A 20,751-nucleotide genomic window follows, 5' to 3' on the forward strand; every position below is an offset into this window, starting at 1 on the left:
TCGGTTTTATCGAAAGGCCTGCATTGACGTGTAGCCGCGCTTGCTCTCTCTATCCGCGCCGATGTGATCGTGGCCAGGGAGGGCAACATGCGGGTCCTATCGAGCATTGAGGCGCTGCGCGCGGCACTTGCCGCAGCCAAGGCGAAAGGCGGGACGGTCGGCTTCGTTCCGACCATGGGCTATCTCCATGCCGGACATATGGAACTTGTCTCGCGAGCACGCGCTGAGAACGAAACGGTCGTTGCCTCGATTTTCGTGAACCCGCTTCAGTTTGGTCCGACGGAAGACCTCAGTCGATATCCGCGCGATCTGGAGCGCGACAGGGCAATGCTGGAGACAGCAGGCGTCGATATCCTGTTTGCGCCGGGCGTCGAGGATATGTACCCGCGGCCCATGAAGACGGTCGTTGATGTGCCGGAGCTTGGATGCGAGCTCGAAGGCGCGGTTCGACCCGGGCATTTTGCGGGCGTGGCGACCGTGGTCAACAAGCTCTTCAATATCGTCCAGCCGAGGAACGCCTATTTCGGCGAAAAGGATTACCAGCAGGTCGTCATCATCAAACAGATGGTCGACGATCTCGCATTGCCGGTGCGCGTCGTTTCCGTGCCGACGGTTCGGGATGCGGATGGTCTCGCCCTGTCATCCCGCAACGTCTATCTCAGCGAGGAAGAAAGACGCGCTGCGGTCGTCGTCCCCCGCGCCTTGGACGAGGCGGAGCGTCTCGTCGCTCAGGGTCTCACGGACCCGCAGGTCCTTGAAGAAAAGCTTGTCGGCTTCATCAGCCGCGAGCCGCTCGCAAAACCGGAAGTCGTCGCGGTCAGGGATGCCTCCACGTTGCAGGCTATCGCGAAGATCGAGGATCCGGTGGTTGTTGCGCTGTTCGTGCGGGTCGGCACGACCAAGCTTCTCGACAACCGGGTGATTGCGAAAAAAACGATGTCTGGGACAGGAGAAGCGCGATGAGTGCCGCGGGCTCCTTAAAGCGCCTGACGCCCAGTCGGATCCGGGCGATGAAGGGTGGAGCGCCGATCGTCTGCCTGACCGCCTACACAACGCCGATGGCGCGGCTGCTGGATGAACACTGCGATCTTCTGCTTGTCGGGGATTCGCTCGGCATGGTCCTCTACGGCATGGAGAGCACCGTTTCGGTGACGCTCGACATGATGATCGCGCACGGCAAGGCGGTGATGCGCGGTGTCACGAGATCCTGCGTGGTCGTCGACATGCCCTTTGGCAGTTATCAGGAAACCAGGGAATTGGCCTATCGCAATGCCGTGCGCATTCTGCAGGAAACCGGCTGCGACGCGGTCAAACTCGAAGGTGGTGAAGAGATGGCCGAGACCATCGCTTTCCTGACCGCTCGCGGCATCCCGGTCCTTGGCCACATCGGCCTGATGCCGCAGCAGGTTCATACCGCAGGTGGCTACCGATCCGTCGGCCATTCGGAAGAAGAAGTGGCGAAGATCCGGCGTGATGCCGAAGCGGTCGGCAACTCCGGAGCCTTTGCGGTGGTTATCGAGGGCACGGTCGAGACATTGGCTCGCGAGATGACGGCCGCTATCGCCGTTCCAACCATCGGAATCGGCGCATCGGTTGCCTGTGACGGCCAAATCCTCGTTTCGGACGACATGCTTGGGCTTTTCAACGACTTCACGCCGCGCTTCGTCAAGCGCTATGACGAGCTGGGCAAGAGGGTGGAAGCGGCGGCCGCAGCTTATGCGGGCGATGTTCGCTCCCGAGCGTTTCCCACGAAGGAGCATACGTTCAAGCGCCGGTCGTGATGGCGCTCTTTGTTGAACTGGAGAGCAAGGGAGCGGAGACGTATGGCGGTGGCTAACTTAGTTCCTGCCCCTCGTCCCGCCTGTGAAATCGTTCAATCCGGAAGTCATCGATGGGCGTCTCGGTCGCGCCGGTCGAGATTAAATCCGCCATCACGTCGCCGACGCCGGGGCCGAGCTGAAAGCCGTGGCCGCAAAACCCGAAGGCATGGAACAGCCCCGGCGTGGTCGCCGATCGTCCCATGACCGGAAGGCCGTCGCCGACATAACCCTCGCAGCCGGACCAGGTGCGGATCACCGAGACATTGGCAAGCGCCGGCAGGATCGGCAGCAGGGCACGCAACTGGCCGGGAAGCCGGGCGGGGTCGGCCTTGGCATGGCCGGTGTCGAGCGAAACATCGGTACGTTCCGCCCCGCCACCGAAGACGATGTTTCCGCGCTCCACCTGGCGCAGATACCCACCGCCGTGGTCATGAGCCCAGACGCCGACGACCGGCAGGATGCGATGCGGCAGCGGCTCGGTTACTCCCATCTGCGGCCCCTTCGCGACGATCGGGACGGCTTCGCCGAACTGTGCGGAGATCCGGGCGCCCCAGGCGCCGGCGGTGTTGAGTAGGCAGGCAGCGGCATGAATGCCGTTCGAGGTCTCCACCTCGAAGCCATAGGCGCTTCGCCGGATCGCTTTCACCTCCACGTTCTCGATGATCTCGGCACCGATACGTCTCGCGGCATCCGCGAAAGCAGGGGCGATCAGGCGCGGATTGCCGCTTCCGTCCTCCGGGGAAAAGGAGGCGGCGATCGCTTCGGGCCCGAGCCCCGGAAAACGTGCATGGAGCTCCGCCGCGGTAAGCTCCTCAAGGTTAAGACCCCAAGGTCTGGCGGCTGTCGCGAAGCTGCGCATCTCCTCGAGACCCGCCTGGCTGAACGTCAGCCGGACATGGCCGGTCGCCCGAAACTCGACGTCCCGGTCCAGCATCTCCGCCGCCTTGCCCCAAAGCGTCAGGGATCGCCGGGCGAGGGGAAGTTGTGGCAGGTAGCGGCCGCTGCGGCGGATATTGCCGAAGGAAGCGACCGTCGCGCCGCTGCCCACCCGGTTCCGCTCGATGAGCGTCACGCGCACCCCGCGCCGGGCAAGAAAATAGGTCGATGCGGCGCCCATCAGGCCACCACCCAGCACGATCACATCCATAAGGCCGTTTCCGCAATGTCTTTCATCCCTGCCACCATTCCGGTGCGGCCGGCCGGTGTCAAAGTCGAGGTTTTCATCGTCCCATAAGCCGGACCTATGGGACGTCGAGGCATAAGCGGCACTTATGGGCAGCGGCTTTTTCGCTCTTGGACCGGCTTTGCCCATTCGTGCCAGCTTCATGACAAGCAGCAGGAAAGGACTTAACGACATGGACAGTGCGGCCGCGCCAGGCAAAGGCTCCCACGATCAGCAGGACTGGAAGATCGGCGTCGACATCGGCGGGACCTTCATCGATTTCTGTGCGCTGGAAACGCGATCGGGCCGGGTTGCCTCGCTCAAGGTTCTGACGACACCGGACGATCCGGGTGCGGAACTGATGACGGGACTGTCGCTTTTGGCCGAACGGGAAGGGCTCGAACCGGCAGCCGTCAGCCGTTTTGTCCATGGAACGACCGTCGGCATCAACACCGTGATCCAGCGTCGCGGCGTGTCGCTGGCGCTGATGACCAATGCCGGCTTCGAAGACGTCATCGAGCTGGCGCGGTTGCGGATGCCGGACGTCTATTCGCTGTTCTGCTCCCGGCCGGACCAGCTCATCGCCCGCGACATGATCTTCGGCATCCCCGCTCGCTTGCGGGCGGATGGCAGCGAGATCGAGACGCCGAATCTGGAGGCGGTTGCGGCAGCGGTGAGCAAGGCGAAGGCCAATGGCGCCGCCGGCATCATCGTCTCCTTCCTGCATTCTTGGCGCAACGACGCCCATGAAGCAGCGGTCAGCCGGGAAATCGCCCGGCTCGCCCCGGAGCTCTTCGTCTTCACGTCCTGCGAAGTCTGGCCGGTCATCCGTGAATACGAGCGAACCACCACCGCTATCCTCAACGGTTACGTCCATCCGCGTGTCTCCGGTTATCTGACCGCACTCGAGGAAAAGCTGTTGTCGCGTGGCGTCACGACGCCGGCGCTGCTGACCAAGTCGAACGGTGGCGTGATGAATGCCGACGAAGGCAAGCGGTCGTGCGTGCAGATGCTGTTGTCCGGCACGGCCTCCGGTGTCATAGGCGCTGCCTGGCTCGCCCGTCGTGCCGGCGAAAAGCATATCCTTACCCTCGATATCGGCGGCACCTCGGCCGACTTTGCCCTGATCATCGACGGCGAACCGCAATTCGGCACCGGCGAGCTGGTCGGCGAGTTCCCGCTGCATATCCCGTCCGTCTCGGTCAGCTCGATCGGCATCGGCGGCGGTTCTATCGCCAGCGTCGACGCACAGGGCGTGTTGCGGGTCGGGCCGGAATCAGCCGGCTCGACACCTGGACCAGCCTGCTACGGACGCGGCGGAGAACAGACGACCGTGACCGATGCCATGGCCGTCTGCGGCTGGCTCGGTCACAGCCAGATGGCCTACGGGCAGCTACAGATCGACGTCGGGCTTGCCCGCGCGGCCGTCACGCGGCTGGCGGAAAAGATCGGCCGGACCGCGGAGGAGGCCGCCCAGGCCATCCTCGACGTCGCCATCTCGGAAATGTTCGTGGAGGTTGAGAAACTCGCATCACGCGCCGGCGTCGATCTCAGGGAATTCACGCTGATGCCGTTCGGCGGCGGCGGCCCGATGCTCGGCGCGTTCCTCGCCCGCGAATTTCGCATGGCGAAGGTGATCGGCGCACCGCGTCCGGGTGTTGTCTCGGCGCTCGGGGGCCTGGTCGCAGATCTGCGCGGCGACTTCATCCGCACGGTGTTTACCCATCTCTCCGACGAGGCGGCACCACAAATGCGCGAGGCGCTGGACGCGCTTGCCGTCGAGGGGCGCAACTGGCTCGCCAAGCAGGGGCATGCCGGCGCCGCGACGCTCAATGTCTCCGCCGACATGCGTTATGTCGGCCAAAGCTTCGAGATCGAAGTGCCGATCCAGCCAGTCTGGATCGCCGAGGGCAAGCTCGGTTCGATCGAGAAAGCCTTTCATGCCATGCATGCCCGGCTCTACGACTTCCATGATCCGGACGGAGCGATCGAGATCGTCAACCTGCGTCTCTCGGCAATCGGGGCCGGCCCGGCACTGGAAATCCCCGTCAATGCCCAAGAGGACGGTGGGGCGGTGAACCCCGAGCGCGAGATCCCGGTCTTTACTGGCAAGAGCTTCGAGTGGATCGGCCTCTATCGGCGTGATCGCCTGCGTCCCGGCAGCCGCTTCGCCGGCCCGGCGGTCGTTGCCCAGGAAGATACGACCTTTGCAATCCCGAGCGGCACACATGTCGAGGTCGATCGTCACTTGAACCTGCATCTCACCTTTTCGGAGTAATGGCCCATGTTCGATCCCTTGAACCTTCAGGTGTTTGCCAATCACACCCGCGCTGCTGCCGAAAACATGGCTTATACGCTGCAGCGGACCGCGCATTCCGCCTTCGTCAAGGAGACGGAAGACTTCACGGTCATGCTGGTCAATCGCAGAGGCGAGACGTTCGGCGTGCCGATGGGATTGGGCGCGACCTGGTATCCGGGTCTCACCTATAGCCGCGCGATCGCGATGATCGACGACTACAAGCCCGGCGACGTGGCATTCACCAATGATCCCTATTCCTGCTTCGTGGCGACGCACGCGCCGGACACCCATCTGTGGAAACCGGTCTTCTGCGATGGCGAGATCATCGCCTGGACCGGCGGTCACATCCACAATACCGACATGGGTGGCGCGGTGCCGGCCTCCCTGTCGCGAGCGTTGACGGAAATCCATCAGGAGGGCATCCGCTTCCCGCCGATGAAACTGGTCAACGAAGGTGTCTTCGACGAAGACATCCTCAAGATCATGACCACCAATGTCCGCAAGCCCGATCTCAATATCGGCGACATGAAAGCCCTGGTCGGGGCGCTCAACACGGGCGAACGCAAGATCCTCGCCATGGTCGAGAAATTCGGCAAGCAAGCCTTTCTCGAAGGTACCGAGGTCCTGCTCGACCACGCCGAAGCGCAGGCGCGCGATCTTCTGCGCGCGATGCCGGACGGAACCTGGGAATTCGTCGATTATGCCGACGAGGATTCGGTCGAAGCCAACCCGTGCCGCCTGAAGCTGACGCTGACGATCCGCGGCGACGAGGCGATCCTCGATTTCACCGGTTCCGATCCGCAGCTCGGCTCTTCGCTCAATGTCCCCTCGGGCGGCGACCCGCGCCATACGATGCTTCTGGTCGGTGTCTATTACGTACTTTACACGTTGAACCCGAAGATCCTCCTCAATACCGGCCTGACGAGACCGTTCACCTGCATCACGCCAAAGGGCAGCGTGCTCAATCCGATCGCGCCGGCTGCCGTCGGCATGCGCTCGCTGACCTGCGCGCGGCTGCGCTCCGTCATATTCGGCGCCTTCTGCCAGGCCGTGCCTGAAAAGCTGCCGGCAGCACCGGCAGGCAACAATTGCATCGTCAATGTCATGACGACCGACGAACGGAACGGCCGCACCGTGATCGCCGCCGTCAATCCGGTGGTCGGCGGCGGCGGCGGCATGCCCCACCGCGATGGCACCAACGGCTCCGGCGCTGATGCCGCCTATCTCAAGAATACCCCGATCGAGATCACCGAGACGGAAGTGCCGATCGAGTTCGTCAAATATGGCCTGGCAAAGGACAGTGGCGGAGCCGGACGCTGGCGCGGTGGGCTGGCGACCGAAATGGCCTTCCGGGTTTTCTCGCCTGGCAGCCGTATCACCGCCCGGAACCGCGACCGCAGCTTCTTCCGCCCCTGGGGCACACTGGGCGGCAGGGCCGCCGGTCTGTCCGACATGGTGCTGAACCCGGGGCGTGACGACTTCCAGCGGCTCGGCAATATCGATACCGCGGTTCTGCAGCCAGGCGACGTCCTGGAGATCCGCTCAGCCGGCGGAGGCGGGCGCGGCAACCCTGTCGAGCGCGAGACCTGGCGCGTGGCGCGGGACGTCGCACGCGGCTACGTTTCCTCCGAGGCTGCCGAACGTGATTACGGCGTCGTCATCCGCGACGGCATGGTGGACGAGACTGAAACCGAAAAGGTGAGAGCCGCTCGGACCGCGCCGACCGGACACTTTCACTATGGCCCCGAGCGCGAAGGTTACGAGGCGCAATGGACGCCGGAGGCCTACGACCTGCTGACCGACCTGCTGCAGGGCCTTCCCATCCATTGGCGCTTCTTCACCAAGACGGAGATCTTCCGTCGGATGAAGGGGCGGGTCGGAGCCGAAGGCGTGGCCGCCGCGTTCGCGGATGTGCGCGCTCGCTTCACGAACATGCCAAGCCCCGCCGAGGCGCGGAAAGAGGCTGCCGAATGACATCCGGATTGCCGCCTGCCGCTCTCGGGGGCCGAATTGTGCGCCTTGCCGAAAAGGGCAGGCCGCAGGTTCGGTTCCGGCTGGATGGCGCCGATTGCCAGGCACTGGCCGGCGACACGGTGCTCACCGCCGTCCTGGTCTGCGGACCTGCCGTGCGGCAGTCGGAATTCGGCCGGGAGAAACGGGCGGGCTTCTGTCTGATGGGAGCCTGCCAGGATTGCTGGATATGGCAGGAGGACGGCTGCCGGCTGCGGGCCTGTTCGACAATGGTCGCCGAGGGCATGCAATTGCGGACCGTGCCGCCGGAAACATGGCCATGACGGCACCGGGCGCTGAAAAGGTGGTGATCGTCGGCGCCGGCCCGGCCGGTATCCGCGCCGCAGAGCGTCTGGTGCAGGCCGGGGTCAAACCGATAGTCATTGACGAGGGCATCAAAGCGGGTGGCCAGATCTATCGACGCCCGCCACACGGTTTCGCGCGACCGCCGGAACAGCTCTACGGATCGGAAGCCCGCAAGGCCGTGGCAATTCATACGGTGTTCGACCGCATGGTTGCCGCCGGGCAGATCGACTATCATCCGCAAAGTTCGGTCATGACGATCGCCGACAATTTCCTGCAGGCGCTGACGCCCGCCGGCCGCAAGGATTTCACCTACGACCGCCTGATCCTTGCCACCGGCGCCATGGATCGCCTGGCGCCGATCCCCGGCTGGCAGGCACCAGGTGTCTACAGCTTGGGGGCGGCACAGATCGCCCTGAAGGCGCAGGGCGTCGCCCTCGGCAGCCGGATCGTTCTTGCCGGTTCGGGACCGCTGCTGACACTCGTCGCGACCCAGTTGCTGAAAACCGGCGCCAAAATCGCCGCGATCCTCGACACCTCCTCGATCAGCGACCAGGCAGCAGGTCTTCCGGGCATGCTGGCAAGGCCGGTCCTTGTCCTGCGTGGCCTGCTGATGCGGGCAAAGCTCGGTCGGCTTTATCATGCCGGCGTGACCTTGGACCGGATCGAAACCGACGAACGCGGCCCCGCCGGCCTGGGTTGGCGGGATGCTCGCGGCCGGTCGCATGTGACGGCTTGCGACATGGTCGGCCTCGGCTGGCATCTGCGCGCCGAAACGCAGCTCGCGGGCCTGGCAGGCTGCATGTTCGACTACGACGAAAGCTGGTCGCAATGGCTGCCGCGGACCGACCGGATGGGCAGGGCGGCCGAGGGGCTTTATCTCGCCGGTGATGGTCTGAGAATTCTCGGCGCCGACGCGGCGGAGGTAGCCGGTCGGCTTGCCGCGACCGCCTGCCTTGCCGATATGGGTCTTCCTTCGGCGGACGCAACGTCGGATCTGCGCCGATTGCGCCGCTACGAACGTTTTGGCCGCGCCATTGCCCGCGCCTTTCCCTGGCCGGGCGAAATGGTCCGCGCCGTTCCGGACGATACCATCGTCTGCCGCTGCGAAGGGGTGACGGCAGGCCAGTTGCGCGAGAGCGTCGTTTACGGCGGGGGCGAAGCCAACCGGGTCAAATCGCTGGCGCGCGTCGGAATGGGCCGCTGCCAGGGGCGTTACTGTCAGCTCGCCGGTGCCGAGCTGATCGCCGAAAAGGCCGGCATCAAGGTTTGCGACGCGGGACGGCTCCGCGAACAGGCGCCGGCCAGGCCGCTGCCGATCGGCCTCTGGGTTCGCGATGCGTGATCGGTTTGGCTAGAGGTTTACGATTCCAGGCCGCTTGCCTTCAGGACGCTGGCACAGGCTTCGCGCAGATCGTCGCGCATGGCGAGATGGCTTCCCGTCAACGGGCGGTCTCGGCTGGTGAGCAAGGCGATCGGCACGGAAATCTTCTGCTGCAGCGGCCGAAGGACAAGCCCCGGAAACTGCTGCCATGGCAGGAGCCGATCGACGATTGCGACACCAAAGCCGTCGCGAACGAAGGGCAGGGCGGTAATCGAGATATCGATCTCGATCGCCGGGTTGAATATTTGCTTTTCCGCGGCCGCGGCGCTGATCAGAAGCCGGCCCGGCAGTGTGCCGGCCCGGTAGGAGATCAAAGTCTCGTTCTGTAGGTCAGCAAAACCGATCCGATCCAGTTTGGTCAGCCGATGGTGCTCAGGGACGATGCAGACAAGTTGCGTGTGCCCGAGTGTCTCCACGTCGATACCCGGACGGGCCGTGTTGTTCATCACGATTCCGAGCGGCGCGTCCCCGTCGCGGATCATGTCGACGACGTTGACCAGCGGGGCGATCAGCGAGCGCACGACGATATCAGGATGGGCCGCACGGAACGACAGAAGCGCCTTGGGTACGATCGACATCGCCGGCGGTGCTGACGCGGCGATCCGGATCAGCCCGGTGCGGCCGAAACGCATGTCCGTGGTGCGTCGGCGAAGGGCGCTGAGCTCGGAAAAAATCCGCTCGCATTCCGGATAAAGCTCCTCGGCTTCCCGGGTCGGAACCAGCTTTCCGCGGAGCCGGTTGAAAAGCTTGAAGCCCAGCTGGTCCTCGGCATGCAGCAGGATCTGGCTGAGTGCCGGCTGCGATATGTTGAGCATCGCCGCAGCACCGGTCACCGTCCCGGTCCGCATGAGCATGCAGAATACCTCGAGCTGGCGTGCCTGCATCCGGGTCACCGTGTCCTTTGGTTCGCGGGTTTCACTCTAGTCCATAGGCCCCAAGATCAGAAATCCGCCACCTTGCCCCAGGCGGAGGTTTGAAAACGTTTGGGATGATAGGGTAGCGGATCGACGATCGGGGTGGCGGCGGTGACGATATCAGCGATCAGGTGGCCGGCGCCGGGTCCGATACCAAAACCGTGGCCGCTGAACCCCGCAGCCAGGATGAAACCCGGAACGCTCGCGACTTCGCCGATCGCCGGAACTCCGTCCGGGGTCGAATCGATATAACCGGCCCAACTCGCAGTGATGCGGCGCCCGCCGATCGCCGGCAGCAGTTCGACGGCGCGCTCATATGTCAGCTTGATCGTGCTCGCGTCGACGGCCGGATCGAGGATGCGCATATGCTCCATCGGCGTCGGTCGGTCCAGCCGCCAGCGGGCCAGGCTTTCATGGCCGCTGCGCAGACCTTCGAGGCCGCCGGGCGACAGGCTGCGCCAGCGGCGCATGAACATCGGCAGGAACTGCGCCGCGAAACGCGTGTTCTGGGCCGTCGGGTCGATCCGACCGCGTCCGCTGATGGCGAGCGTGTGGCCGCCGTCACCCCGGCGGGTCACCGAGACGCGGGCGGTATGGAGCGCGTCCGGCAGGTTTCCCTCACCGGGACCGACGGAGAGAATGGAGGAGCGGATCGAGGCTTGCGGGAAACGAATGCCGAGCTGGCGGCAGAAGGACGACGCCCAGGCGCCGCCAGCCAGGATGGCGACCTTGGTTCGGATCGTGCCGTGTTCGGTTACGACAGCCGAAAGCTTGCCGCCTTCCATCTCGATGCCGCGCGCCGCGCAATTCTGGAGCACTGTCCCGCCCAGTTTTACGATGGCGCGGGCGACTGCTGGGGCCGCGTTGGCGGGGTCGGCGGTCCCGTCCGTCGGCGAGTACACGCCGCCTTTCCAGCTGCGTCGCGTCGCCTTGCCGCGCTCGGTTGCCTCGGCACTGTCGAGCATGTGGGTGGTGACGCCCACCGTGCGGGCGAAATCCCGCCAGCGGGCCCAGCCTGCCAGTTCTTCTTCGTCGTCGCTGAGATAGAGGAGACCGCAGCGCCGGAAGCCGGTCTCCTCGCCGGTCTCGGCGGCAAAACGTTCCCACAGGTCGAGGCTTTTGGTCGCCATCGGAAGTTCGCGCGCATCGCGGTTCTGCTGCCGGCACCAGCCCCAATTGCGGCTCGATTGCTCGGCGCCGATCCGCCCCTTTTCGATGAGCGCCACCTTCAGGCCGCGTCTGGCGAGATAATAAGCCGTGAAGACGCCGACGATACCGGCACCGATCACGACAGCGTCGGCGGAACGCGGCAATCCGGCATCGGTTTCGACGAGCGTGAGCGGTGCTGGCATGATATTCAATCTCCTGGGCGCAACCGGATCGATGCCTCAGCATAATGGCGCGGTCCGCGCCGAGGTTACCGCACACAGCCTTCGAACAGCACAAGATTCCGCCCTTAACCGATAATGCGATTTATTGTGCTGGCCGTCCCTGCGCAGAATGAAATAGACAAGAGAAGCCATAGTGTTAAAGTCGATCTCGAACTTTCGCGGCATAAAATGCTGCTGGCCTTGGGAGATGTCCACACGTGAAGCTTGATCGTATCGACATCAAGATCCTCTATGAGCTGCAGAAGAACGGCCGCATCACCAATGTCGAGCTTGCCGAACTGGTCAATCTTTCACCCAGCCCTTGCCTGATGCGCGTCAAGAAGCTTCAGCAGGAAGGTTATATCCAGGGCTATTCGGCCCAGATCAATATCGGCAAGCTTGGCCAGACCCTGACGGTCTTCACCGAGGTCACGCTCAAAAACCATCGCCAGATCGACTTCGCGCGGTTTCTCGCAGCCGTGGAGAAAGTCGACCAGGTGATCGAATGCCACCTGGTGTCGGGGGGATACGACTATATGCTCAAGTTCGTCACCGCCGGTATCGGCGAATATCAGACGATCATGGAACGGCTGACCGATATGGATATCGGCATCGACAAATATTTCAGCTTCGTTGTCCTGAAGTCGCCGATCGTCAAAGCGCATATGCCGCTTACCAGCCTGTTTCTGGTATAGCCGTACATGCTCCCAGCCAATAATTATTGTCCGCGGAAATGAGACGGCAATTGCCGCCTCAGCCGTGCACATAGGTTTTAACGAGCTCGGGATCACGCTCCAGGCCATCGAGCCAGCCTGGATCGAGCTTCGGCACGGACGAGAACAGCAGTTTCGAATAGGGGTGCTGCGGGATCCTTGAGATTGCAGGCGTGATTGCCTCGACCTTGCGGCCGTTATACATCACGACGATCTCGTCGCAGATCGCTTCGACAACCGACAGATCGTGGCTGATGAAGATGTAAGAGAGGGAAAGCTCCCGCTGCATTTCCTTCAGGAGATCGATGACAGCCGCAGCAACGACGGTGTCGAGGGCGGAGGTGATCTCGTCGCAGACGATCAGTTTCGGCTCGGCGGCGAGCGCCCGGGCAAAATTGACGCGCTGTTTCTGACCGCCCGAAAGCTCGGCGGGGGTTCGGCTGCGAAGCGTTTTCGGCAGGCGGACCATGTCGAGAAGCGCGTCGATCCGGGCGTCCCGCACCTTTCCTTTCATGCCGTGGTAGAATTTCAGCGGCCGCCCGAGAATTTCCTCGACCGTCTTTGCCGGATTGAGCGAGGTGTCCGCATGCTGGAAGACGATCTGCAGCTCGCGCAATTGCTCCCGGCTTCTCTGACCGACGGAGCGGGCAAGTTCGCGCCCGTCGAGGGTCAGTTGGCCGGCCGATGCGGGCAGGATACCGGCAATCGAGCGTGCAAGCGTCGACTTCCCGCAGCCGGATTCACCGATGATGCCGAGATTGCGGCCGCGTTCCAGGGAAAGGCTTGCCTCTTGCACGGCCTTGACGAGCGGCAGACCGTCGGCTTGGAGCGGGCCATACCCGGCAATCAGGCCGTTGACCTTCAGGAGCGGCGCGTGATCCGTCGCTGCGACAACGACGCTTTCGCCGCGAGACTTCGGTTCAAAGGCTGAAAGCAGCTCGCGCGTATAGGGATGCTTAGCATCGGACAGGATATCGGCGGTGCTGCCGACTTCCTGCACATCACCGCCCCGCAGCACGACGATGCGGTCGGCAATCTGTGCGACGACCGCGAGATCGTGGGATACATAGACGCCGGCGATGCCGCTTCTCTTCATCACGGCCTTGAAGGCGCGCAATACTTCGATCTGGGTCGTCACGTCGAGCGCGGTGGTCGGCTCGTCGAATATGACGAGCTTCGGATCGGCGATAAGCGCCATCGCGGCGGCAAGCCGCTGCAACTGGCCACCGGAAACCTGATGCGGGTAACGGTTGCCGATTTCCTCGGGATTGGGCAGCGAAAGCGCCCGAAACAGCGAAATAGCCTTCGCTTTGGCCTGCGCGAGCGGCATCAGCCGATGGATACGCGTGACTTCGACAACTTGGTCGATGATGCGCTTCGACGGGTTGAATGCGGCCGCGGCAGACTGCGGCACATAGGAGACCTCAAGGCCACGCACATGTGCGCGCTGACGTTCGCTCAGCGTCATCATGTCCTTGCCGGCCACCGTGATGCTGCCGCTCGATATCCGACAGCCGGGACGGGCATAGCCCATGATCGTCAGCGCGATCGTCGTCTTGCCTGATCCGCTTTCTCCGATCAGGGCGACGATTTCTCCGGGCGCGACATCGAGGTCGACGCCTTTGATAATCTCGATGCGGCGGCCCGCATCGGTCGTCGCCTCTACCTTCAGATCGCGGATTTCAACGAGATTTTCCATTCACGCACTCCGATCGCGAATCTTCTTGGGCAGATTGTCGATCAGCAGGTTGACGCTGATGGTGAGGCTCGCAATCGCCAGCGAGGGAACGATGACGGCCGGCGCTCCGAATGGCAGGCCGCCGATATTTTCGTGAACCAGCGCTCCCCAATCCGCATAAGGTGGCTGGACGCCGAGACCGAGGAAGGAAAGCCCGGAGAGAAGGAGGACGATGAACACGAAGCGGATGCCGAAATCGGCAAGCAGCGGTCCCGTGATGTTCGGCAAGATTTCCGAAAAGACGACATAAGGAATGCCCTCGCCACGGGTCCGGGCAACCGTGATGTAATCCATCGTATTGACGTTTACGGCAAGCGACCGCGCAAACCGGTAGGCGCCGGGGGTGTAGATCACCGCGAGCATGATGATCAGCACGGGAAGCGAAGACCCGACAGCGGCAGCGACGACCAGACCGGAAAGCTTGCTCGGAATTGAGTTGAGCGCGTCGAGCAACCGGCTCAGCAGCGTATCGAACCAGCCACCGATAACGGCAGCCGCCATGCCGAGTGCCGCACCGCTGAAACACGCGAGGCAGACGGCGGCAAGCGAGATGCCGACCGTGTAGCGGGCGCCCATGATGATGCGCGAGAACATGTCCCGGCCCAGATAGTCGGAGCCGAGAAGCAGTTTGCTGCCGATCGGGCCGAAATAGTCGTCGTCGATGATCTCGCCAACGGGATACGGAATGATATGGGGCGCGAGAAGGGCGATGACCGCCCAGAAGAGAATGATCGTAAAGCCGATCATCCCAACCCAGCTGAAACGATAACTCACTCTGCGGCCCAGTGTCGTGGACGTGGTCATGGTCAGCGCACCCTCGGATTGGCAAGGATTGCAACAATGTCGGCGAATGTGATGAGTGCGAGGTAGCCGACGCAGAAAATGATGGCGCAGGATTGGATCAGCGGGAGATCCCGGGTGGAAACGCCATCAACCATCAGCTTCGCGACGCCGGGATAGTTGAAGATCGTCTCGACGATGATGACGCCGCCGACCAGGTAGGAGAGCGAAAGCGCAATCGCATTGGCGATCGGGCCGACCGCGTTCGGTAGCGCGTGTAGCAGGACTGCACGCCAGCGTGACGCCCCTTTGAGGATCGCGGCCTCCACATAGGGCGTGTTGATCGTATCGATGACGGCAGCGCGGGTCATGCGGATCATCTGGGCCGAGACGACGAAGGTGAGCGTGATGACCGGCATGGCGTAGATCCTCAGCACCTGCCAGAAGGACGTGACATCGCTGGCGAAAGAAAGCGCCGGCAACCATTTGAGATAGACGGAGAACAGGAGCACGGCCGAGGTCGCGATCATGAACTCGGGCACTGAGATGATGCCGATCGTCAGGATTGTGACGATGCGGTCGTAGACCGAGCCGCGAAACATCGCGGCGGTGATGCCAAGGGTCAGCGACAGGGGAACCGCAAAAAGAGTGACGATGCCGGCAAGCCGCATCGTGTTGACGAACCGCGCCCCGATCAGCTGTGCGACTGGTAAATTATTGACATAGGATGTCCCCAGATCTCCCTGCAGCAGGCCGATGAGCCATCGCCCGAAACGGAGGAAGGCAGGTTCGTCGAGATGCATTGCAGCCCTGAGGCCGGCAACGGCTTCCGGCGTCGCGGCCTGACCGAGCAGGATCGTGGCGGTATCGCCCGGAAGCATTGCCGTTGCGAAAAAGACCGCGAAGGACACGATCAGCAGCGTCAGGGCGGAACTGCCGAGCCGGTTCGTGATGAGTCCAAGGACATAGGTGCGCAATAGGGTTTCCTTGCCTGAAAAATTCGAGATAGCCGGCACCATCCATGGACGAACCAGGACAGCGCTATCAGGCGCAACCACGGCGGCAGAAGAAGCTTCCCCTGCCGCCAAGGGTCAAGCCTCAGGCGTCGAGCCAGACGTATTCGGCAAAGGCGTAACCCATCATGCCGCCGAGCGGGTTGGCTTCAAGGCCCTTCAATTTCCCCGAGATCGCATCCACGTTCGAAATGTAGACCGGGATGACCGTACCGGCTTCCTCGGAAATCATCACCTGCATCTGGCCGTAGATTTCCTTGCGCTTGGCCTCGTCGAGAAGACCGCGCGCCTCGATGAGCATATTATCGAATTTTTCCGACTTGTACTGGCTTTCATTCCACGGTGCGTTGGAGGCGTAAAGAAGCGAAAACAGGATGTCCGGGGTTGGCCGCGGATTGATGTTGCCGAAGTGAACCGGTGCCTTCAGCCAATAGTTCGACCAGTAGCCGTCGGACGGAACGCGCTGAACGTCGAACTTCATGCCAATCTCCGAGCCCGATTGCTGGACGATCGTCGCCATTTCCACCGCCGAGGTCGGCGCTTCCGACGTGATCATCGGGATGGACTGGCCGAGCAGGCCGGCCTTCTGGAAATGGAACTTCGCCTTGTCCGGATCGTAGGCTTTCGGTTTCAGTTCCGCATTATGATAGACGCTGGCCGGGGAGACGGGCTGGTCGTTTGCGATTTCGGCGAGGCCGCGCAAAACGGATTTCTGAATCTGCTGCCGGTTGATCAGATATTTCATGCCGGCCGCGAAATCGGCCTTGTCGCCGGGGGCGAGATCGAGACGGATGTTGAGGTCGGTATAATTGCCCGAGGTCGTCTGCGACAGCACGAAGCCGGGCTGGCTTTCCACCAGCTTCATCGAGCGTGGCTTGATCGAGGCAGCCAGATGGATGTCTCCCGAAAGCAGAGCATTGACGCGTGCATTGTCATCGCTGATGGCGAAGAACTCGAACGAATCGACGTGGGCGCCGCCTGCCTTGAAATAGTTTGGGTTCTTGGTGAAGATCGATTTGACGCCCGGCTGGAAGGTTTCCATCTTGAACGCGCCGGTACCGATGCCCTTCGAAAAATCGGTCGTGCCGTCCTGCACGATCATGAAATGGTGCTGCGACAGGATGGTCGGCAGGTCGGCATTCGGGTTGGCCAGGGTAATCTCGACCGTCAGCGGATCGACGTCCTTGACGTCGGTGATCTGCTTGGCGATCGCGTTGACCTTGGAGCCGACGGCAGGATCGAGATGCCGCTTCAGCGAGAAGACGACGTCTTTCGACGACAGCGACTTGCCGTCGTGGAAGGTGACGCCGGAGCGAAGCTTGACGGTCCAGACCTTGGCGTCTCCACTCTTGATGCTTTCGGCGAGTTCCATCTGAACGCTGCCAGCCTTATCAAGGAAGGTCAGGCGATTGTAGATTGCGCAGCAGCGGACATAGTCGGTCGACAACGATGCCTTGGCTGGGTCAAGTGTATCGGCAGTCGACGACGACCAGCCTGCCGCCTTCAAATGCCCGCCTGACTTCGGGGTGGCCGCCACCGCGCTGGAAGCCCGGCCGAGGGTCAAGCCACCTGCGGAAAGTGCGACGCCACCCGCCAACAGCATCGTCAGCAGTTCGCGGCGGCTTGCGCCCCGGCGGATGGCGTTCTCGATCATTGCGTCGTCGGACGTGGTCCAGTTCGTGATCTTGTCGTTCATGTCATTCCCCTTTTCGCTGGTTGGCGGGCAACCCATCTTCCGTGGTTTGGCCCGATGCTTGAAAAATCGTGAATTCCGTCAGTTGCCGTGCGCGGTCCTCACGGCTTCGGCCAATCCGGCCATGGACGTGAAATGATAGTCGGGTTCGGTGAACTGCGACGGCTCGATCGTGCCGCCGTAGCCGGGCTGCGCATGTCGGCGCTGGATCCAACAGTTCGTCATGCCGAGATCGCGGGAAACACCAATGTCGTGATACTGGCTCTGGGCGACATGCAGGACGTCACTCTTGTCGGCGCCATCCTTGGCAACGAAGTCGAAGACCTTGTGGAAGAAGGCCGGATCGGGCTTTTCGGTACCGGTGTCGTCGGCGGTGAACGCGGCATAAAATGGATTGCCGAGCGCTGCTGCGAAATAGTCGAAAGCCCAGCGGCGCGCATTGGTCATGGCGATCAGGCGATAGTGCCTGCCAAGTTCTGCCATCGCCGCGGCACTGTCGGGGAAAGCCTTCCAGATCTTGGCGGAATCCCGCAGGCGAATGCCATAGGCCTCCTCAGCCGGCAGTCCGAGCCTCGGCGCAATCGCAAGATAGACGCGCACCAAATCATCGGGGAAAAGATCGGCATCTGCGGAATATCGGGCGGCGCGATAGAGAGAAAGCGCCTCTTCGCTGTCGATGGCGACATTGGCTTCGGCGGCGATGTCCTGCAGGCAGGACGTCAGACCGCTCTCGAAATCGATGAGCGTGCCGACTACGTCGAAGGTCATGTACTTGAATTCCGGAAAAGCTTTCGTCAATTCCATATCCCCAGTTGATGCTGCTGGCATAAACGCCACCTGCGAAAGAATATGCTGTTCCCGGCCTAGACGTTCTTCTATCGAAAATGCTGGATTTTCGGGGGCCTGAGGCCCTCATTGACTGCAATAGTGACAGTTCGGTGGAACGGTTTTCGCCGAATCGGCAGGGCAGCTCGGCACAAAATTTCGAAATCGAGCTGCCGACGATATTTCAGCCGGCAGCCCCAAGGCCGGGTCAGCCCTTCACCGCGCGGCGGACATCGGGATCTTCCAGGGTCTGATCCAGTGTCTTTGCGGTGCGTTCGATAATCGCGTCGATATCCGCCTCCGTGCAGCAGAGCGGCGGCGCATATCCGATGACGCCGTTGGCGAAGGCCCGGATTACCAGGCCATTGTCCCAGGCGCGGTCGAATACCCGGCGGGCCGGCGCGGCTTCGGCCGGAAGCGGCGTTTTGGCTGCCTTATCGGTAACCAGCTCGATGGCCGCCAGCATGCCGCGACCCCGGACATCGCCGACCAGCGGGTGGGACTTGAGGCTTTCGAGACCTGCCATAAGCCGCGCACCGGCTTTGATGCCGTTTTCGAGCAGCCCGCCTTCGTAGAGCCTCAGCACTTCCAGACCCACGGCGGCGCTGACGGGGTGGGCCGAATAAGTGTAACCATGCCCGACCGCCGAGGCACCGGCGCCATCGGCGATCACCTGGTAGACATGATCCGCCATGAAAACGGCGCCCATCGGAACATAACCCGAGGTCAGGCCCTTGGCCGTCGTCATGAAATCGGGGACGATGTCATCCTCGCTGCAGGCAAACAGCGGTCCGGTGCGCCCGAAGCCGGTAATCACCTCGTCGGCGACGAACAGGATGCCGTATTCCTTGCAGAGGTTGCGGATCGCCTTCATCCAGCCCCTGGGCGGAACGATGACGCCGCCGGAGCCCTGGATCGGCTCTGCATAGAAGGCCGCCACGCGATCGGCGCCGACCGCCTCGATCTTCGCTCTCAGCGCAGCAAGCGACGCGTCGATGATCGATTTCGGGTCCTCGCCAACCGGGTTACGATAGGGATAAGGCGACGGAATCTTGTGCTGCCAGTCGAAGGGAATGCCGAAGCCCGCATGGAAGTTCGGCAGCGCCGTCAGGCCGGCGCCGACCGTGGAGGAGCCATGATAACCCTGCTCGATCGAGATGAACTGATCGCGCTGTGGCTGACCCCTGGCAATCCAGTAATAACGGATGAAGCGGATCGTGCTGTCGACGGCGTCCGAGCCGCCGAGCGTGAAATAGACATGATCGAGATCACCCGGCGCACGGTCGGCAAGCTCGGCGGCAAGCCGGATGGCCGGCTCGGAACCAAGGCCGAAATAGGCGGTCGCGTAGGGAAGCTCCCGCATCTGACGGGCGGCAGCCTCGACGATCGACTCATGTCCGTAACCGGCATTGACGCACCAGAGACCGGCAAAACCGTCTATCAACTGGTGCCCTTGCGCGTCGGTGACGGTCGCGCCCTTGCCCGAGGCGAGCACCCGCACGCCCTGCTTTTCATGGCCGCGATAAGACGCGACGGGGTGGACGAGATGGGCGCGATCGAGTTCGATGAGGGAATTGCTGAGCATGGTTGTCTCCGGATCAGCCGAGGGCTTGGTTGGCCAGGGCAAAGGTGGTGAATGTCGAGGTAGCGGGACGGGCAACGACCGGGCGTGCCATTGCGATGCCGCCGCCCGCATGGGCGAGCGAATGCTCGGCCAGCCACGCGGCGAGGCCGGCATCGCCGGTATCGACCCTGAGGAAGGCACCGGTCCGGCGGCTCATGAAATGGCTGACGAGCGCCTTGGCATCCTCGAGATCCGTCGCGACGACGGGTCCGATGACCTCGCCGCGACCGAACGCCCTGATGCAGGCAAACCCTGCGATCTTGCCATTGCGGCGGATCACGGCGAACTCGCCGATTTCGGCAAATTTTGCGATCAGCGCCGAACGGGCGACGCCAAAGGCGTCGCGATCGATGGCGGTAATCTCGGCGAGATCGGCAGCCATGGCGGTCTCGGTGTCGGTGGGCGCCGGCACTTCGCCGACGGTGCCCTGATGCTGGAAAACCGCGCCGGTCTTCCGGAAACCCAGCTTTTCATAAAGCGGCAAGCCATCGGAGGTGGCGATCAGCCGAAGCGGTCGCTCGCCACCAAGTCTGAGGACGGCGTCCATCAAGCGTCGTCCGACGCCACGGCCACGCAGGTTGGCGCCGACGATTACCATGTTGATGGTGGCGCAGTCATCGCCGTAGGGGGTCATCAATGCCGTGCCGACTACTTCGCCGGTCTCGTCCAACGCGACCATGCCCTCGCTCAGATGCAGGGCGACCTGCCAGTCCTGCAGGCGGTGCGGCCAGCCGGCTTCGCGCGAAAGGTGGATGGCGCGATCCAGGTGCTCGATGCCGAAAGGTATGGTTTCGATGTCCCCGACGGGCATGGACGATGCTCTCCGTTTTGAGCTTCGAGTTTCGAGGGGAAGGGGCCGGACGATTATCCGAAGGCGGGGCCGGCGGCGGTATCTTTCGCCAAACCGGCGGCTCGGGACCGCATCTTATGCCGCGCGTCCGCAATCAGGGTCGAAAAAAGCCTGGTCGTCGGCCGCCACGCCGGCCACGATCTGCAACCAAATGCCAAACCGGCGCCACGATACGAAACTTTCTGCTTCGGATAGGGGGAAATCAGTCGGCTCGGCTGCCCGAAGCGGCTTTATGATCATGTCGTCAACCGAA

Annotated in this window: 17 protein-coding genes; 7 read left to right on the top strand and 10 right to left on the bottom strand. The window is 62.7% G+C overall.

What is annotated here, in order from left to right:
* Positions 1 to 87 precede the first annotated feature (87 nt).
* Both panC and panB read left to right on the top strand, forming a co-directional pair.
* Positions 88 to 963: a pantoate--beta-alanine ligase gene (gene panC / locus ACZ9IU_RS26385; RefSeq protein WP_040125010.1), complete on the top strand. Its 876-nt coding sequence runs from the start codon at positions 88 to 90 to the stop codon at positions 961 to 963.
* Complete coding sequence (panB, locus tag ACZ9IU_RS26390; protein ID WP_040125009.1) at positions 960 to 1,781, top strand: 3-methyl-2-oxobutanoate hydroxymethyltransferase; 822 nt, start codon at positions 960 to 962, stop codon at positions 1,779 to 1,781. The genes panC and panB overlap by 4 nt, the downstream gene beginning before the upstream one ends.
* A 52-nt stretch (positions 1,782 to 1,833) precedes the next feature.
* On the opposite strand, the gene ACZ9IU_RS26395 is transcribed toward panB, so the two are convergent.
* Complete coding sequence (locus ACZ9IU_RS26395) at positions 1,834 to 2,967, bottom strand: NAD(P)/FAD-dependent oxidoreductase (RefSeq protein ID WP_040125007.1); 1,134 nt, start codon at positions 2,965 to 2,967, stop codon at positions 1,834 to 1,836.
* 208 nt (positions 2,968 to 3,175) lie between these two features.
* Between ACZ9IU_RS26395 and ACZ9IU_RS26400 the strand changes: the two genes are divergently transcribed.
* Genes ACZ9IU_RS26400 through ACZ9IU_RS26415 form a run of 4 tightly spaced genes read left to right on the top strand, consistent with a single transcriptional unit; the run spans position 3,176 to position 8,939 of the window.
* The gene (locus ACZ9IU_RS26400; protein WP_040125005.1) at positions 3,176 to 5,260 is read left to right on the top strand and encodes a hydantoinase/oxoprolinase family protein; all 2,085 of its coding nucleotides are present in this window, start codon (positions 3,176 to 3,178) and stop codon (positions 5,258 to 5,260) included.
* Positions 5,261 to 5,266: 6 nt separating this feature from the next.
* The gene (locus ACZ9IU_RS26405) at positions 5,267 to 7,255 is read left to right on the top strand and encodes a hydantoinase B/oxoprolinase family protein (RefSeq protein WP_040125003.1); all 1,989 of its coding nucleotides are present in this window, start codon (positions 5,267 to 5,269) and stop codon (positions 7,253 to 7,255) included.
* Positions 7,252 to 7,575: a (2Fe-2S)-binding protein gene (locus ACZ9IU_RS26410; RefSeq protein WP_040125001.1), complete on the top strand. Its 324-nt coding sequence runs from the start codon at positions 7,252 to 7,254 to the stop codon at positions 7,573 to 7,575. The genes ACZ9IU_RS26405 and ACZ9IU_RS26410 overlap by 4 nt, the downstream gene beginning before the upstream one ends.
* Positions 7,572 to 8,939: an FAD/NAD(P)-dependent oxidoreductase gene (locus tag ACZ9IU_RS26415; protein WP_040125822.1), complete on the top strand. Its 1,368-nt coding sequence runs from the start codon at positions 7,572 to 7,574 to the stop codon at positions 8,937 to 8,939. The genes ACZ9IU_RS26410 and ACZ9IU_RS26415 overlap by 4 nt, the downstream gene beginning before the upstream one ends.
* A 17-nt stretch (positions 8,940 to 8,956) precedes the next feature.
* On the opposite strand, the gene ACZ9IU_RS26420 is transcribed toward ACZ9IU_RS26415, so the two are convergent.
* Together ACZ9IU_RS26420 and ACZ9IU_RS26425 are read right to left on the bottom strand one after the other, a co-directional pair.
* Positions 8,957 to 9,862, bottom strand: a complete 906-nt coding sequence (locus ACZ9IU_RS26420) for a LysR family transcriptional regulator (RefSeq protein ID WP_040124999.1) — start codon at positions 9,860 to 9,862, stop codon at positions 8,957 to 8,959.
* A gap of 56 nt (positions 9,863 to 9,918) precedes the next feature.
* Complete coding sequence (locus ACZ9IU_RS26425; RefSeq protein WP_040124998.1) at positions 9,919 to 11,244, bottom strand: NAD(P)/FAD-dependent oxidoreductase; 1,326 nt, start codon at positions 11,242 to 11,244, stop codon at positions 9,919 to 9,921.
* A gap of 236 nt (positions 11,245 to 11,480) precedes the next feature.
* On the opposite strand from ACZ9IU_RS26425, the gene ACZ9IU_RS26430 reads away from it, so the two are divergent.
* Positions 11,481 to 11,957: an Lrp/AsnC family transcriptional regulator gene (locus tag ACZ9IU_RS26430; protein ID WP_040124996.1), complete on the top strand. Its 477-nt coding sequence runs from the start codon at positions 11,481 to 11,483 to the stop codon at positions 11,955 to 11,957.
* Positions 11,958 to 12,015: 58 nt separating this feature from the next.
* Here the strand turns inward: ACZ9IU_RS26430 and ACZ9IU_RS26435 are convergent, their stop codons facing one another.
* The 7 genes from ACZ9IU_RS26435 to ACZ9IU_RS26465 all read right to left on the bottom strand — a co-directional run bounded on the left by ACZ9IU_RS26435 (position 12,016) and on the right by ACZ9IU_RS26465 (position 20,459).
* Positions 12,016 to 13,674 carry an ABC transporter ATP-binding protein gene (locus ACZ9IU_RS26435; RefSeq protein ID WP_040124994.1) on the bottom strand — a complete coding sequence of 553 codons (1,659 nt, stop codon included), beginning with the start codon at positions 13,672 to 13,674 and terminating at the stop codon, positions 12,016 to 12,018.
* Positions 13,675 to 14,523 carry an ABC transporter permease gene (locus ACZ9IU_RS26440; protein ID WP_080719357.1) on the bottom strand — a complete coding sequence of 283 codons (849 nt, stop codon included), beginning with the start codon at positions 14,521 to 14,523 and terminating at the stop codon, positions 13,675 to 13,677.
* Positions 14,520 to 15,470: an ABC transporter permease gene (locus ACZ9IU_RS26445; protein WP_040124989.1), complete on the bottom strand. Its 951-nt coding sequence runs from the start codon at positions 15,468 to 15,470 to the stop codon at positions 14,520 to 14,522. Before ACZ9IU_RS26445 ends, ACZ9IU_RS26440 begins: the two co-directional genes overlap by 4 nt.
* A 121-nt stretch (positions 15,471 to 15,591) precedes the next feature.
* Positions 15,592 to 17,202 carry an ABC transporter substrate-binding protein gene (locus ACZ9IU_RS26450; RefSeq protein WP_040124988.1) on the bottom strand — a complete coding sequence of 537 codons (1,611 nt, stop codon included), beginning with the start codon at positions 17,200 to 17,202 and terminating at the stop codon, positions 15,592 to 15,594.
* A gap of 78 nt (positions 17,203 to 17,280) precedes the next feature.
* Complete coding sequence (locus tag ACZ9IU_RS26455) at positions 17,281 to 18,003, bottom strand: HAD-IA family hydrolase (protein ID WP_437179077.1); 723 nt, start codon at positions 18,001 to 18,003, stop codon at positions 17,281 to 17,283.
* Between the two features lie 229 nt (positions 18,004 to 18,232).
* Positions 18,233 to 19,609, bottom strand: coding sequence for an aspartate aminotransferase family protein (locus tag ACZ9IU_RS26460; RefSeq protein WP_040124986.1), 1,377 nt, complete (start codon positions 19,607 to 19,609; stop codon positions 18,233 to 18,235).
* Positions 19,610 to 19,622: 13 nt separating this feature from the next.
* Positions 19,623 to 20,459, bottom strand: a complete 837-nt coding sequence (locus ACZ9IU_RS26465) for a GNAT family N-acetyltransferase (RefSeq protein WP_040124984.1) — start codon at positions 20,457 to 20,459, stop codon at positions 19,623 to 19,625.
* Positions 20,460 to 20,751 lie beyond the last annotated feature (292 nt).

This window comes from Mesorhizobium sp. USDA 4132, assembly GCF_056279545.1.